General features: G+C 72.7%; 13 protein-coding genes, 1 pseudogene and 1 riboswitch. Of the genes and pseudogenes, 11 read left to right on the plus strand and 3 right to left on the minus strand.

Annotation, left to right across the window (positions count from 1 at the left end; all coding sequences use genetic code 11):
• Together AB0E96_RS27415 and AB0E96_RS27420 are read left to right on the plus strand one after the other, a co-directional pair.
• Positions 1-1,408 (plus strand): MFS transporter (locus AB0E96_RS27415; RefSeq protein ID WP_359828171.1); only part of this gene is annotated, 1,408 nt, incomplete at its 5' end.
• A gap of 290 nt (positions 1,409-1,698) precedes the next feature.
• On the plus strand, positions 1,699-2,247 hold the full coding sequence (locus AB0E96_RS27420; RefSeq protein WP_359828173.1) for a hypothetical protein: 549 nt from the start codon (positions 1,699-1,701) through the stop codon (positions 2,245-2,247).
• 197 nt (positions 2,248-2,444) lie between these two features.
• On the opposite strand, the gene AB0E96_RS27425 is transcribed toward AB0E96_RS27420, so the two are convergent.
• Positions 2,445-2,828 carry a hypothetical protein gene (locus AB0E96_RS27425; protein WP_359828174.1) on the minus strand — a complete coding sequence of 128 codons (384 nt, stop codon included), beginning with the start codon at positions 2,826-2,828 and terminating at the stop codon, positions 2,445-2,447.
• Between the two features lie 483 nt (positions 2,829-3,311).
• Between AB0E96_RS27425 and AB0E96_RS27430 the strand changes: the two genes are divergently transcribed.
• Genes AB0E96_RS27430 through AB0E96_RS27440 form a run of 3 tightly spaced genes read left to right on the plus strand, consistent with a single transcriptional unit; the run spans position 3,312 to position 7,020 of the window.
• The gene (locus AB0E96_RS27430) at positions 3,312-3,911 is read left to right on the plus strand and encodes a (2Fe-2S)-binding protein (protein WP_359828175.1); all 600 of its coding nucleotides are present in this window, start codon (positions 3,312-3,314) and stop codon (positions 3,909-3,911) included.
• A complete protein-coding gene (locus AB0E96_RS27435) occupies positions 3,908-4,915 on the plus strand; it encodes a xanthine dehydrogenase family protein subunit M (RefSeq protein WP_359828176.1) in 1,008 nt (335 codons plus the stop codon). The genes AB0E96_RS27430 and AB0E96_RS27435 overlap by 4 nt, the downstream gene beginning before the upstream one ends.
• Positions 4,912-7,020: a xanthine dehydrogenase family protein molybdopterin-binding subunit gene (locus AB0E96_RS27440; RefSeq protein ID WP_359828178.1), complete on the plus strand. Its 2,109-nt coding sequence runs from the start codon at positions 4,912-4,914 to the stop codon at positions 7,018-7,020. The genes AB0E96_RS27435 and AB0E96_RS27440 overlap by 4 nt, the downstream gene beginning before the upstream one ends.
• Positions 7,021-7,115: 95 nt before the next feature.
• Here AB0E96_RS27440 and AB0E96_RS27445 read toward each other — a convergent pair.
• A pseudogene (locus tag AB0E96_RS27445) lies at positions 7,116-7,808 on the minus strand (XRE family transcriptional regulator); the annotation flags it as partial.
• On the opposite strand from AB0E96_RS27445, the gene AB0E96_RS27450 reads away from it, so the two are divergent.
• Positions 7,722-8,198 (plus strand): hypothetical protein, encoded by a 477-nt coding sequence (locus AB0E96_RS27450; protein ID WP_359828179.1) that lies wholly within the window; start codon positions 7,722-7,724, stop codon positions 8,196-8,198. The pseudogene AB0E96_RS27445 and the gene AB0E96_RS27450 sit on opposite strands and share 87 nt — an antisense overlap.
• Before the next feature lie 59 nt (positions 8,199-8,257).
• On the opposite strand, the gene AB0E96_RS27455 is transcribed toward AB0E96_RS27450, so the two are convergent.
• Positions 8,258-8,548 (minus strand): helix-turn-helix domain-containing protein, encoded by a 291-nt coding sequence (locus AB0E96_RS27455; protein WP_359828187.1) that lies wholly within the window; start codon positions 8,546-8,548, stop codon positions 8,258-8,260.
• A 303-nt stretch (positions 8,549-8,851) separates the two neighbouring features.
• Positions 8,852-9,043, plus strand: a riboswitch (cobalamin riboswitch).
• Positions 9,044-9,255: 212 nt separating this feature from the next.
• Between AB0E96_RS27455 and AB0E96_RS27460 the strand changes: the two genes are divergently transcribed.
• The 5 genes from AB0E96_RS27460 to AB0E96_RS27480 are packed head-to-tail and all read left to right on the plus strand — an operon-like array spanning position 9,256 to position 14,615.
• Entirely contained in the window at positions 9,256-10,755 is a 1,500-nt protein-coding gene (locus AB0E96_RS27460) for a CoA-acylating methylmalonate-semialdehyde dehydrogenase (RefSeq protein ID WP_359828181.1), read from the plus strand.
• Positions 10,752-11,900: an acyl-CoA dehydrogenase family protein gene (locus tag AB0E96_RS27465; protein WP_359828182.1), complete on the plus strand. Its 1,149-nt coding sequence runs from the start codon at positions 10,752-10,754 to the stop codon at positions 11,898-11,900. The genes AB0E96_RS27460 and AB0E96_RS27465 overlap by 4 nt, the downstream gene beginning before the upstream one ends.
• The gene (locus tag AB0E96_RS27470; protein WP_359828183.1) at positions 11,900-12,964 is read left to right on the plus strand and encodes an enoyl-CoA hydratase/isomerase family protein; all 1,065 of its coding nucleotides are present in this window, start codon (positions 11,900-11,902) and stop codon (positions 12,962-12,964) included. Before AB0E96_RS27465 ends, AB0E96_RS27470 begins: the two co-directional genes overlap by 1 nt.
• Positions 12,961-13,845, plus strand: a complete 885-nt coding sequence (gene mmsB / locus AB0E96_RS27475; protein ID WP_359828185.1) for a 3-hydroxyisobutyrate dehydrogenase — start codon at positions 12,961-12,963, stop codon at positions 13,843-13,845. The genes AB0E96_RS27470 and mmsB overlap by 4 nt, the downstream gene beginning before the upstream one ends.
• Positions 13,842-14,615, plus strand: a complete 774-nt coding sequence (locus AB0E96_RS27480; protein ID WP_359828186.1) for an enoyl-CoA hydratase — start codon at positions 13,842-13,844, stop codon at positions 14,613-14,615. Before mmsB ends, AB0E96_RS27480 begins: the two co-directional genes overlap by 4 nt.
• Positions 14,616-14,968: the final 353 nt, after the last annotated feature.

Here is a 14,968-nt window from a genome sequence, read left to right on the forward strand (position 1 = left end):
GCAGCTGATGATCACTTTGGACACGACGATCGTGACGATCGCCCTGCCCACTGCCCAGACCGACCTGGGGATGTCCGATGCCAGCCGCCAGTGGGTGGTGACGGCCTACACCCTGGCCTTCGGCGGGCTGCTGCTGCTCGGTGGGCGGATCGCCGACCGGATGGGCCGCAAGCGCACTCTGGTGGCTGGTGTGCTGGGCTTCGCCGTGGCCTCCGCGATCGGTGGCACCGCGCAGTCCGAGTGGGAGCTGATCGTCGCCCGCGGTGGACAGGGGATCTTCGCGGCGTTGCTCGCCCCCTCGACCCTGGCGCTGCTGGTGGCGATGTTCCCCGAACAGCGGGAGCGCGGCAAGGCCATCGGCGTTTACACGGCCGTGCTCACCGCCGGTGGCGGCCTCGGCCTGGTCGGCGGAGGGCTCATCACCAGCGCTCTCGACTGGCGCTGGTGCATGTACGTCAACATCCCGATCGCCCTGGTGGCCATGCTCGGTGCGCTGGCCACCCTGCCCAACCCGCCCGGCCGCGTGGAGGCGAGGATCGACGTGCTCGGCGCGCTCACCGGGTGCGGGGGCATCGCGGCCATGGTCTACGGATTCTCCGAGGCCGGTGAGCGGGGCTGGAGTTCCGGCGGCGTGGTCCGGCCGCTGATCGCGGCCGGCGTGCTCCTGGTGGCCTTCGGGATCCTGCAGGCCAAGCTTCCCCACCCGCTCCTGCCGCTACGGATCCTGGCGGACCGCAACCGCGGCATGGCCTTCGGCACGATGGCGCTGGCCACGCTCGGGCTGTTCGGCGTCTTCCTCTTCCTCACGTACCAACTCCAGGTCGTCATGGGCTTCTCCGCGGTCCGGACCGGTGTCGCGCTGCTCCCCCTGGTCGTGATGAACGTCGTCGGTGCCACCCAGCTGTCCGGCCGGCTGCTGCCCAAGGTGCCGCCCCGGGTGCTGATCGTGCCCGGCCTGCTCGCCGCCGCGGCCTCGCTCGGCATCCTCACCCGGCTCACGCCGGACAGTTCGTACGTCGCGGTGATCATGCCCGCCGAGCTGCTGCTCGGGCTCGGCATCGGCACGCTGTTCGTGCCGACCGTCGCGGTGGCCACGAGCGGGGTCGACCCGCAGGACGCGGGGGTGGCCTCGGCCGCCGTCAACACGGCCCAGCAGGTGGGCGCCTCGATCGGCGTCGCGCTGCTGAACACCATCGCGGCCAACGCCACGACCAGTTGGCTCGACGGCCGGTCGGGCGAGGACGTGGAGCGCGACGCGACGGTACACGGCTACTCGGTGGCCGCGACCTGGGCGCTCTTCATCATGCTCGGCACCGCCGTACTGGTCACCCTGCTGATCAAGGCCGACCCGCGCAAGGCTGCCGAGCAGCGCAAGGGCGAGGCCCTGAAAGTGGGGGAGAACACGTAGCGCCCAGCCACCAGGACAGGGTCACCGCGTACCGCCGGTGAACGGCCACAGGGGCGGACGACTACCCATGAGCCCACCGTACGCGGCCGCGCGGGCCCGGGGCCGGTGGACGGAGAGCGGCCCCGGGCGGGTGCTGTCGGCAGCAGGCGTCCGCGGGCTGTTCGGCGGTGGCGACGGCGCGGGATGCCTCGCGACGGGACCGGGCCGGGTGGGCGTCGTCGCGCGCCCTTGACAGAGGGTCACGGGCTGAGAACCCTGGTGCTGTATTCCAGGGACATGAGGGACACGGCATGCCATGGTTTGACGAGAGCGGGCGCCATCGGGGTTTCCCGGCGGCGGTGTTGGCGGACGGCGGCGAGCCGGCGCCGTTGCCGGACGGGCGCACCACCTGGTGGCTCTACAACGGTGCCGACGGCCCTCGGGCCGCTGCGGTGCGCGGTGGCTGCAGTTGTGGCTGGCGGGGGGAGCGGGTGCACCCGTTGGACTTCGGTGACGACCAGGCGACCGAGGCGGTGGGTGAGGAGACCGGGCCGTTCGCGGACTGGGAGCGGCACGTCGACCTGGCCGAGGGTGTGGTGGAACACGAGGTCGAGGAACTGGTCGCGGCGCTGGTGAACCGGATCTGCGACCTCACGGACAGCAAGCCGTACGCCGCCGTCCGTGCGGCCGCCCGGTTCGAGCGCGCCGCGGGTGCGACCGCGCTGCTGGCCGGCCGCAAGGCCCGCAGCAACCTGATGACCTGGGAATACATCGGCCGCGCCTTCGGCTGCGGGCCGGCAGAGGCGATGGCGCGGTTCGGCGAGACGTTGCCCGACGTCGACCCGGGCGATGAGGCGTAGGTCGTCGGCCTTCACGTGTCGCGCGGGCGGCCGGAGCCGGGCTCCGACGGGTCGCCGACGAACTCCTGCTGGAGCACGGCGAGGGCGGCTCCGCCGATGCCGTCCTCCCCTCGCCGGCCCCGGCGGTGCGGCCCGCGACGGTGAGATCGCTCACGACCGCGGTGCCGCAGCGCCGGCGAACCGTCCTGGACCGGGAGTCACTGGTCGGAGTAGCTGAGGTCCCCCACCGTCCAGCTGCTGATGTCGGCGATGGCGATGCGGTACATGCCCCCGGTGTGGGGTAGGCCGTAGCTGCCCTGCAGGATGCGGGCGACATGCAGATGCAGATGCGTCGGCCGCGCGACAGGGGGCGCCACGTCGTTGCCGTCGCCGGTGGCGGGTGCCGCGAACAGCGCGGCGAAGGGCTTCAAGTGCTCGGACGCGGCGAGCACTTCGGCCACCCGCTCGTTCCACAGGCTCTCCGGCGCAAGCCGACCGGTGATGACCGCCCCGGGGACGACCACGGTCAAAGGCATCTGGTTGCTGTGCTCGGACTCCACCATCGCGGCGATGTCGACGAGCAGCCCATCAGGGTTCGACATGAACTCGAGGATAGTCCCTGCCGCAAGTCGCCCGCGGCGTGCGCGTGGCGGGGGCGGCCGAACCCCGCTTTGATCAGCGGCCCCGAGCAGGGAAGGCTGCGGCCCGCATCCGGAACCCCTCGGAGTGCACCGGGCCGTCGTCGTACCTCCCCTGTGCCGTACCGTCCCGGTGCCGGCGGGCTCCGGTTCCGAGCGCTGCGTTCCGACGGCCCCGGCAGGGGGCGACGGGTGTGCTCGGCCCGCCGGACACGGTCACAGGAGAGCAAGCACGGGCAGTTCACGGTCCGGATGGCGGCTCCCCGGGGGCGTCATCCGGACCCACCCGGCGACCCGCTCACCAGCCCGGCGAACCGCGGGACCCGGTCCGAGAGCCGCCCCGCCGCACCCCCGCGGCAGGCCTTCCGGACCGTCTGGCTGCCGCCACGGGTGTGACGGAGCGCCGCACACCGTGTGGGCGCGGCCGGGCCGGGGGAGCCTCGTGCGGTGGAAAGGGACATCACCGTACGGGTCGACGGCACCGCGCACCGGCTGGTCGTCGACACGCGCACGACGCTGCTCGACGCGCTGCGGGAGCGGCTCGGTGTGACGAGCCCGAAGAAAGGGTGCGACCACGGACAGTGCGGTGCGTGCACGGTGCTGTCCGGAGGGCGCCGCGTACTGGGCTGCCTCACGCTCGCGGTCACCCAGGACGGCGCCGAGGTGGTCACCGCCCAGGGGCTCGCCGACGGCGGCCTGCACCCGGTGCAGCAGGCCTTCATCGACTGCGACGCGCTCCAGTGCGGCTACTGCACCCCCGGCCAGGTGGTCTCCGCGGTCGGGGCGCTGGAGGAGTTCGCGCAGGGCTGGCCGAGCGCCGTCACCCGGGGCGCCGGCGAACCCCGGCTGGACCGCGCCGAAGTGGCCGAACGGATGAGCGGCAACCTGTGCCGCTGCGCCGCCTACGTCAACATCGTCACCGCCGTGCTGCAGGCGGCCGGGCAGTCCCCGACGGGGCAGTCCCCGACGGGGCAGTCCCCGACGGGGCAGCCCCCGACGGGGCAGTCCCCGGCCCGTCCGGTCACCGGGCCGGAGGTGTCCGGATGAGACCGTTCGACCACCACCGCCCCGCGGACGCCGCGGCCGCCGTGCGCAGCGTCGCCGGCGATCCGGACGCGGTGTTCCTCGGCGGCGGGACGAACCTGGTGGACCACCTCAGGCTGGGCGTCGTGCGGCCCGCTCTGGTCGTCGACCTCGCCGGAGTCCTGCCGACCGGGGTCGAGGAACTCGGCGGGGGAGCCCTGAGGATCGGTGCGGGGACGACCAACAGCGCGCTCGCCGCGCACCCCCGGGTGCGCGAGTCGTTCCCGGTGCTGTCGCAGGCGCTCCTGTCGGGGGCGTCGGCGCAGCTGCGCAACATGGCCACCACCGGCGGCAATCCGCTGCAGCGCACCCGCTGCGCCTACTTCCAGGACGTCACCACCCCGTGCAACAAGCGGGAGCCGGGCACGGGCTGTTCCGCGATCGGCGGATGGACCCGCCACCACGCCGTCCTCGGCGCGTCCGAGCACTGCATCGCGGTCCATCCCTCCGACATGGCGGTGGCGCTGGCCGCGCTCGGGGCACGGGTACGGGTGCTCGGGCCGGGCGGTGAGCGCACCATCCCGTTCGTCGACCTGCACCGGCTGCCCGGCGACACCCCCGAGCGCGACACGGTGCTCGAACACGGTGAGCTGATCACCGCGATCGACCTGCCGGCGCAGCCGATCGCCCGCCGCTCGGCCTACCGCAAGGTGCGCGACCGGGCCTCGTACGCGTTCGCCCTGGTCAGCGTGGCCGCGGCACTCGACGTCCGGGACGGGGTGGTGGTGGACTCGCGGATCGCCTTCGGCGGCGTGGCGCACGCGCCGTGGCGTGCGTACCGGGCCGAGGAAGTGCTGCGGGGTGCCCCCGTTTCGGAAGACGCCTACCGGGCCGCCGCGGACGCCGAGCTCGCCGCCGCCCGGCCGGCCGAAGGGCTGGGCGGCGGCAACGCGTTCAAGATCCCGCTGCTGCGCCGCACCCTCGCCGCGACCCTGCGCGGTCTGGCCGGAGAGGACACTTCCCAATGACGTTCCCGGACGAGCCGGCCGCCGTCGGCCGCGACCTGCCCCGCCGGGACGGGGCCGTCAAGGTCCTGGGCACCGCCACCTACGCCCACGAGACCCCGTTGGCGGACGCCGCACATCTGCACGTCGTCCAGGCCGGCGTCGCCCAAGGGCGCGTGACGGAGCTGGACACCGCCGCGGCCGAGGCGCTCGACGGGGTAGCCGCGGTGCTCACCCACGACAACGCGGAGCGCCTGGCGTCCACCGAGGACCGGGAGCTGGCGGTCCTGCAGGACGCGGAGGTCGCCTTCCGGGGCCAGGTCGTCGCCCTCGTCGTCGCGGACAGCTCCGAGGTGGCGAGACATGCGGCCGCGCTCGTCCGGGTCGGTTACGAGCAGCAGCCGCACGACGCCGAACTGCGGGCCGACCGCGAGGACCTGTACGCGCCGCGGAGGGTGAACCCGGACCACCCCACCGACACCGTCGAGGGCGACGTGGACGCCGCGATGGCGGCCGCGCGGGTGAGCGTCGACGAGACGTACAGCACCGCCGGGTGCCACAACAACCCGATGGAACCGCACGCCACGGCGGCCCTGTGGGATCCGGCGGGCGAGGGCTTCCTCACCCTGTGGGACTCCACCCAGGGGGTCCACCCGACGCGGTCCACCCTGGCGTCGGTGTTCGGTCTCGACGAGGCCCGGGTCCGGGTGGTCTGCCCGTACGTCGGGGGCGGGTTCGGTTCCAAGGGGCAGCCGCACGTCAACGTGGTGCTCGCCGCGATGGCCGCGCGGGCGCTGCCCGGCCGGCCGGTCCGGCTGGCGCTGACCCGGCAGCAGATGTTCGCCCTGACCGGCTACCGCACCCCGACCATCCAGCGCTGCCGGCTCGCGGCCGACCGGGACGGCAGGCTCACCGCCGTCGCGGTCGACGTCGTCGAACAGACCTCGCGCATCAAGGAGTTCGCCGAGCAGACCGGCGTCCCCGCGCGCATGATGTACGCCTCGCCGAACCGGCGCACCACGCACCGGCTGGCCGCCCTCGACGTGCCGGCGCCGTCCTGGATGCGCGCCCCGGGCGAGTGCCCCGGGATGTTCGGCCCCGAGGTGGCGATGGACGAGCTGGCCGAGCGCCTCGGCATGGATCCGGTCGAGTTGCGGATCCGCAACGAGCCCGCCGTCGAACCCGGTTCGGGCAAGCCGTTCTCCAGCCGCGGCCTGGTCGGCTGCCTGCGGGAGGGCGCGGAGCGGTTCGGCTGGTCGCGGCGCGATCCCCGGCCGGGCGTGCGCCGCCGGGGCGACTGGCTGGTCGGCACGGGCGTGGCGGCCTCCACCTACCCGGTCAGCCGGATGCCGAAGTCGACGGCGACGATCCGGCGGGAGGGCGGGGGTTACGTGGCCGAGATCGGCGCGGCCGACCTCGGCACCGGCACCTGGACCACGCTCGCGCAGATCGCCGCGGACGCGCTCGGCGTGCCGGTGGCCCGGGTGGAGGTGCGGATCGGGGACACGGACTACCCGGTGGCGTCGGTGGCCGGGGGTTCCTCGGGCATGACGACGTGGGGATCTGCCGTGGTCGAGGCCGCGCGCGCCCTGCGCGACCGGTACGGGGCCGAGCCGCCGGACGGGGCGCAGGCCTCCGGCAGTGTCGGGCCGCCGGACGAGCGCTACGCGATGCACGCCTTCGGGGCGCAGTTCGCCGAGGCGCGCGTCCACGCGGACACCGGCGAGGTGCGGGTGCCGCGCCTGCTGGGAGTGTTCGCCGCGGGCCGGATCATCAACCCCCGTACGGCGCGCTCGCAGTTCGTCGGCGGGATGACGATGGGGCTGTCCATGGCCCTGCACGAGAACGGCGTGCTCGACCCGCGGACCGGCCACGTGGTCAACCACGACCTCGCCGAGTACCAGATCACGTCGAACGCGGACGTCGACCGCATCGAGGCGCACTGGCTCGCCGAGCACGATCCCCACGTCAACGCCATGGGCTCCAAGGGCATCGGGGAGATCGGCATCGTCGGGACGGCCGCCGCGGTGTCGAACGCCGTGTGGCACGCGTGCGGGGTGCGGGTGCGTGACCTGCCGATCACGCTGGACAAGGTCCTGGACGCCTTGGAGGAGCGGGCCGGGCGGTGACACCGCAGCGGGCCGCGGAGCTCTCCGGGGCCCGCGGCGGGCCCGGCCGGCGGCCGACGGACGCCCGTGACCGGCGGTGGGCGGGCGTCGGTGAGTCAGTCGAGGGTCCGGGCGTCCACCGGGCGACGGGCGGCGCCGTGGTCCGCGGCCAGGCCCGCGAGCAGGCGCAGTCCGTCCTCGGTGGGGCTGCCGGGGGCCGCCGACAGCACGAGCAGTTCGATGCCCGGCTCGCCAGGCAGCGCGAAGTTCTCCTGGTGCAGTTCCAGCAGTCCGACCATGGGGTGCCGGTACGCCTTGCGTCCGTGGGTGCGGGCGCGCACCTCCGCGCGGGCCCAGAGGCGGCGGAAGCGCTCGCTGCCCATCGCCAACTCGCCGACGAGCGAGGCCAGGTGAGGGTCGTCGGGGTACTTTCCGGCGGCCAGGCGCAGGTGCCCGACCACGTCCAGGGTGCAGTTCTCCCAGTCCGCGTACAGGCCGTGCTCGGCCTCCTCCAGGATGATGTGCCGGGCGATGTTCAGGCCCGGCATCGGGCGGCCGAAGAGGAGTCCGGCGAGGCCGTTCCCGGCGAGGACGTCCAGGCGGTGGTTCATGATCAGCGCGGGAGCGCCGGCGACCAGGTCGAGGACGCGCAGCAGCTCCGGCCGGACCCGGGTGCCCGGCGTCGTCGCGCGGCGGCGGCGCTGCCGCGCGAGGCGGTGGAGGTGCCCGCGTTCGGTCGCGTCGAGGTCGAGGACGCGGGCGAGCGCGTCGAGGACCTGCTCGGACGGCTGGGTCGCGCGCCGCTCAAGCACCGCAAGAAGGGCGACTACCGGGGCGTCCCGCTGACGGTCCGGACGCGGCTCAGCCTGCTCTCGTACGCGGATATCTACGGCACCATCGACGGCTACTTGCTCCGCCACCCGCTGGACATCGCGAAGCCGTACCCGTCCTACTACCTGCAGAACCAGTGGGACCGGATCAAGCGGGCCGGCGAGACCGACATCCCCGAGGGGATGACGCTCTACGGCCTGAGGCACTTCTTCGCCTCGAACTGCCTCAGCCACAACATCCCGATCACCGACGTCGCCGAGTGGATGAGGCGCAAGAGCATCGATGTGACGTTCAAGATCTACCGCCACTTGATGCCCGGCTCCATCGGCCACGCCGCCCAGGTCCTCGACCTCGGCCTTGCGGCCTGAAACGCGTCGGGCGCCCTGCTCTGGTGTGGAGCAGGGCGCCCGAGGCGTCTCGGTCTGGCTTACCTGACGGACATCCGTTGCTGCTTCACCCAGGTCTGGACCTCTGTGACCTTGAACTGCAGCTTCGCGTTCCGTCCTTGTCCGAACCGGTACGGGACGAGGCCTACTTGAGGGGCTTCGCGATAGACCCACTGAACAGACATGTTCAGGAATTCCGCCGTCTCCTTGACGGTCATGAAACTGCGACGACACGGGCTCCTCCAGAGGAGTGGACGGTCGCACGGCTGCGTGCGGAGCCCAAGATTCCAGCGCGTCCGGTGGTTTGGCCGTACCGGTGCCTCGTGATACATCCGCAGGGCATCCTGGGACGTCGCTTCTTGTGTGGTCGGCAGGACTCCAGTCGCCGAACGGGCTCGTGTTGCCGCATCGGCCACTCCGATGATGAGCGCGTGGTCGTTCTACCGCCGACGGGCGGCCTGGCTGACGGCGGGCAGGTTGAATTTTCGCGCGGTGCGGGTGAAACCTCACCCGGCCTCGTGCACGCAGACCTGCCCCCCTTGGGCCTCTTGCAGACGGCTTGCAAAGGTAGTCGAGCCGGGCCCGGCGGGGTGGGATCCCGATGGCGCAACGCGCGCACAGACCTCTGGACTTACTAGGACGTCCAACTATATGGTCGATGGCAGGTCCGCGGTGTCAGGGAAGCCGGTGTGAGTCCGGCACGGTCCCGCCACTGTGACCGGGGAGTTCGTCCTCGCAGATGACGGCCACTGGCAGCCAGCCGGGAAGGCCTGAGGGCGTGCGGTGATCCGGGAGTCAGGATACCGGCCGCGGGTGATCCGTGTTTTCCACGAGGATGGAGACGACACGCATGACTCCGGGCTGCTCCCGTTCCGCTGCTCCTGGTTGTCCTGTGCCGACGACTGCCGGGGCCCATCTGCTCTGACGGTTCGTCATGCCACTGCCACCGTGACGCCGCGGGGCCGCACCACCGTGCGCCCGCCCGTCGGCGGCGGCCTCCATTCCTCCTCTCCCCGACCCAGTTGAGAGTAGGAACCCGATGGTCCGAGAACTCACCCACTTCGTCGCCGGCAAGCCCGTCGCCGGCACCTCCGGTCGCTTCGGCGACGTGTACGACCCCAACACCGGGCGCGTCCAGGCCCGGGTGCCGCTGGCAAGCCGCGCCGAGGTCGAGGCGGTGATCGCCGACGCAGCGCAGGCGCAGCCCGCGTGGGCGGCCTGGAACCCGCAGCGGCGGGCGCGGGTGCTGCTGCGCTTCCTCCAACTCGTCGAGCAGGAGAAGGACGAGTTGGCCCGGCTGCTCTCCGCCGAGCACGGCAAGACCGTGGCCGATGCCCACGGGGACATCCAGCGCGGCCTGGAGGTGGTGGAGTTCGCCGCGGGGATCCCGCACCTGCTGAAGGGCGAGTTCAGCGACAACGCCGGCACCGGTATCGACGTCTACTCGATGCGTCAGCCGCTCGGCGTCGTCGCCGGCATCACGCCGTTCAACTTCCCCGCGATGATCCCGCTGTGGAAGGCCGCGCCCGCGCTGGCCTGCGGCAACGCCTTCGTCCTCAAGCCCTCTGAGCGGTGCCCGTCGGTGCCGCTGCGGCTGGCCGAGCTGTTCCTGGAGGCGGGGCTGCCGCCGGGCGTCCTGAACGTCGTGAACGGCGGCAAGGAGGCCGTGGACACCCTGCTGGAGGACCCGCGGGTGCAGGCCCTCGGCTTCGTCGGCTCCACGCCGATCGCCCAGTACGTGTACGCGACGGCCGCCGCGCACGGGAAGCGGGCGCAGTGCTTCGGCGGCGCGAAGAACCACATGATCGTGATGCCGGACGCCGACCTCGACCAAGCCGCGGACGCGCTGGTCGGCGCCGGCTACGGCTCGGCCGGGGAGCGCTGCATGGCGATCTCGGTCGCCGTCCCGGTGGGGGATGAGACCGCGGACGCCCTGGTGGCGAAGCTGGTCGAGCGGATCGCCGCGCTGAAGGTCGGCCGCTCGGACGACCCGGCGGCGGACTTCGGCCCGCTGGTCGGCGCCGACGCGCTGGAGCGGGTGCGCGGCTACCTGGACCTCGGGGTCGAAGAGGGCGCCGAACTCGTCGTGGACGGGCGTGACTTCCGGCTGGAGGGGCACGAGGACGGCTACTTCCTCGGCGCCTCCCTGTTCGACCGGGTGACGCCGGACATGCGGATCTACCGGGAGGAGATCTTCGGCCCCGTCCTCACGGTCGTGCGCGCCGCCGACTACGAGGAGGCGCTGCGGCTGCCCAGTGAGCACGAGTTCGGCAACGGTGTGGCCATCTACACCCGCGACGGCGACACCGCCCGGGACTTCGCCCGCCGGGTGAACACCGGCATGGTCGGCGTCAACGTGCCCATCCCGGTGCCGATCGCCTACCACACCTTCGGCGGATGGAAGCGCTCCGCGTTCGGCGACCTCAACCAGCACGGGCCGGACGCCATCCGCTTCTACACCCGCACCCGGACCGTCACCTCGCGCTGGCCCTCCGGGGTCAAGGAGGGCGCGAGCTTCACCATGCCGACGATGGGATGAGCGCGATGCACGACCTCACCGAGGACCAGCGCGCCATCGCCGAGACGACCCGGGCCTTCGCCGAGGAGTACCTCGCGCCGCACGCCGTGGAGTGGGACCAGTCCAAGCACTTCCCGGTGGACGTGCTGCGCAAGGCCGCCGACCTCGGCCTGGCCGGCGTGTACGTCCAGGAGGGCATGGGCGGCTCCGAACTCTCCCGCCTGGATGGCGTGGTGGCCTTCGAGGCACTCGCCGGTGGCTGCCCGTCCATCGCCGCCTACCTGTCCATCCACAACATGGTCGCCTGGATGATCGACCGGTACGGCACGCAGGCGCAGCGCGCTCGCTGGTTGCCCGCGCTCTGCACGGCCGAGCACCTGGGCAGCTACTGCCTCACCGAGCCCGGTGCCGGCTCCGACGCCGCCGCGATCGCCACCCGGGCCGTGCGCGACGGCGACCACTGGGTGCTGGACGGCGTCAAGCAGTTCATCTCCGGCGCGGGCGCCTCGCAGGTCTATGTGGTGCTGGCCCGGACCGGTGCCCCCGGGCCGAAGGGGATCTCCGCGTTCGTCGTGGAGCGTGACGACCCGGGGGTCTCCTTCGGGCCGAACGAGAAGAAGATGGGCTGGAACGCCCAGCCGACCCGCCAGGTGGTGCTGGACGGCGTCCGGCTGCCCGCCGACCGCCTGCTCGGGGCCGAGGGCGAGGGCTTCCGGATCGCCATGAACGGGCTGAACGGCGGCCGGCTCGGCATCGCTGCCTGCTCCCTCGGCGGCGCGCAGGACGCGCTGGAGCGCGCCATCGCCCACCTCGCCGACCGTGAGGCGTTCGGCGCCCGGCTGCTGCACGCCCAGGCGCTGCAGTTCCGGCTCGCCGACATGGCCACCGAGCTGGAGGCCGCCCGCGCCCTGGTGTGGCGGGCCGCGGCCGCCCTGGACCGCGGCGACCGGCGGGCCCCGGAGCTGTGCGCGATGGCCAAGCGGTACGCCACCGACACCGGCTTCGAGGTCGCCAACGCCGCGCTTCAACTGCACGGCGGCTACGGCTACCTCGCCGACTATGGCATCGAGAAGATCGTCCGCGACCTGCGGGTGCACCAGATCCTGGAAGGGACCAACGAGATCATGCGCGTCATCGTCGCCCGCGGCCTGACCGGAGCCGCCTGATGGGTACGGATGAGGTCCTCCTCCAGCGCGAGGGCAGGGCGGGCCTGATCGTCCTCAACCGCCCCGCGGCCCTGAACGCCCTCACCCACGGCATGGTGCGGACGATCGCGGAGTCCCTGGACGCCTGGGAGCAGGACGAGCGGGTGGACACCGTCGTCGTCACGGGTGCCGGGGACCGCGCCTTCTGCGCGGGCGGCGACATCGTCGCCATCCACCGCGCCGCCACCGGCGGCGACCCGGGCGCCGTCGAGGAGTTCTGGCGCGACGAGTACCGCCTCAACGCCCGGATCGCACGCTACCCCAAGCCCTACGTCGCCGTGATGAGCGGCATCGTGATGGGAGGCGGGGTCGGCGTCTCCGCCCACGGAAACGTCCGGATCGTCACCGAGACCACCCGCATCGCCATGCCGGAGGCCGGCATCGGTTTCGTCCCGGACGTGGGCGGCACCTACCTGCTCGCCCTCGCACCGGGCGAGCTGGGCACCCACCTCGCCCTGACCGCGGGTTCCGTCGGGGCCGCCGACGCGCTGCTGTGCGGGCTCGCCGACCACTTCGTCCCTGCCGAGCGGCTGCCCGCCCTGCTGGACGACCTGGCCGAACTGCCCGTGCACGACGCCCTCGAACGGCACGTCGCACCCGCGCCGCCCGGTGTGCTGGACGGACAGCGGGCGTGGATCGACGCCTGCTACTCGGCGGGCACCGTGGAGGAGATCCTCGACCGCCTCCGGGACAGCAGCGAGCCCGAGGCCAAGAAGGCGGCCGATCGGATCGCCGCCAACTCCCCGACCGCCGTGAAGGCCACGCTGGCGGCCCTGCGCCGGGCCCGGGCCCTCGGCCCGCTGGAGGCCGTCCTCGACCAGGAGTACCGCACCTCCTGCGCGGCGCTCGCCACGGCGGACCTCGCCGAGGGCATCCGGGCCCAGGTGATCGACAAGGACCGCTCGCCGCAGTGGAGCCCGGCAACCCTGGGCGCCGTCGAACCCGCCGCCGTGGCCCGCTACTTCGCGCCGCGCGGCGCGGGGGAGCTCGGCCTCGCCGCCACCACACCCCTGGAGCGCTGGTGACGTACACCATCGGATTCATCGGACTGGGCAACATGGGCGGCCCGATGGCCGCCAACCTCGTCAAGGCCGGTCACCGGGTGATCGGTTACGACCTCGCAGCCGAGGCCCGGGACCAGGCCACGGCACAGGGAGTGATGATCGCGGACTCCGCTGCCGAAGCGGTCGGCGAGGCGGACGTGGTGCTGACCATGTTGCCGACCGGGCGCCACGTCCTCGACGCCTACGGCGAGTTGACCGAGGCGGCGTCCGGCGCGCTGTTCGTCGACTGCTCCACCATCGCGGTCGGGGACGCCCGGGTGGCCGCCGACCTCGCCCGGGTCGCCGGGCACCGGGCGGTCGACGCCCCGGTCTCGGGTGGTGTGGCGGGCGCCGAAGGGGCAAGCCTGACCTTCATGGTCGGTGCCGAAGACGTCGACTTCGCCGAGGCCGAGCCGCTGCTCGCGGCGATGGGCCGCCGGGTCGTCCACTGCGGGGCATCCGGAGCCGGACAGGCCGCCAAGATCTGCAACAACATGATCCTCGGCGTCTCCATGATCGCGGTCAGCGAGGCCTTCGTCCTCGGGGAGAGCCTCGGGCTCAGTCACCAGGCGCTGTTCGACGTCGCCTCCACGGCCTCCGGCCAGTGCTGGGCGCTGACCAGCAACTGCCCGGTGCCCGGTCCGGTTCCGACCAGCCCGGCCAACCGCGACTACGCGGCCGGGTTCGCGTCCGCGCTGATGGCCAAGGACCTCGGGCTGGCCGCCGACGCTGCTGCCGCCTCCGCCGTCCAGGCCGAACTGGGCGTCAGGGCCGCCGAGTTGTTCGCCACTTTCGCCCGGGGCGGGTCCGGCGGTCTGGACTTCTCGGCCATCATCACCACCCTCAGGAAGGACACCGCATGACGTTCGAGACGATCCTGGTCGAGCGCAAGGGTCGGGTCGGGCTGATCACGCTCGACCGCCCGAAGGCGCTGAACGCGCTGAACACCCTCCTGATGAACGAAGTCGTAGCGGCGGCAACGGACTTCGACCGGGACCCGGAGATCGGCTGTCTGGTGATCACGGGTTCGGACAAGGCCTTCGCAGCCGGTGCCGACATCAAGGAGATGCAGCCCCTGGACTTCGTGGACGCCTACCTCGGTGACTGGTTCGCCGCGTGGGACCGGTTCGCCGCGCTGCGCAAGCCGGTGGTGGCGGCCGTGGCCGGCTACGCGCTGGGCGGGGGCTGCGAGTTGGCGATGATGTGCGACGTCCTGCTGGCGGCGGACACCGCGAAGTTCGGGCAGCCGGAGATCAAGCTCGGCGTCATCCCCGGCATCGGCGGCTCGCAGCGGCTCACCCGGGCCGTCGGCAAGGCCAAGGCCATGGAGCTGTGCCTGACCGGCCGGATGATGGGCGCCGAGGAGGCCGAACGGGCCGGCCTCGTCTCCCGCATCGTCCCCGCCGACCAGCTGCGGACCGACGCTCTGGCCACCGCCGAGACGATCGCGGCGATGCCCACCCCGGCGGCGATCATGCTCAAGGAGGCCGTCAACCGCTCGTACGAGACCACCCTCGCCGAGGGCGTCCGCTTCGAACGGCGGCTGTTCCACGCGACGTTCGCCACCGCCGACCAGAAGGAGGGCATGGCGGCCTTCGCCGAGAAGCGCCCGCCGACGTTCACCCACCGCTGAGGCGTCGCCGGGGGACGCGAGCCGTCCCCCGGCGGTCCTGCCCGTCCCCGAGGCACAGGACGACGGGCCGGTGGCTGTGACCTGCGGCGACGGACTTGAGCTGGACCGTGCGGGCTCGGGTCGAGCATGTCGGGCGGACGTCGATGGACGTCTCGATGGTGGTCACGGCCGAGCGGTGGAGCCTCAGGGGGCCGTCACCAGGGTGGCGACGGCGCAGCTTGTCGTCGTTGCCGCCTGGCGCGGGAGCGGCGGGCCCGTCGCCCACGCCGGGTACCGCGAGGTCGACGAGGTCGCCTTCGCCCTGCCGTTCACCTTCGGACACGAGGACTACGTACAGATCCTCACCGACCTGG

Source organism: Kitasatospora sp. NPDC036755 (genome assembly GCF_040636595.1).
Lineage (GTDB): Bacteria > Actinomycetota > Actinomycetes > Streptomycetales > Streptomycetaceae > Kitasatospora.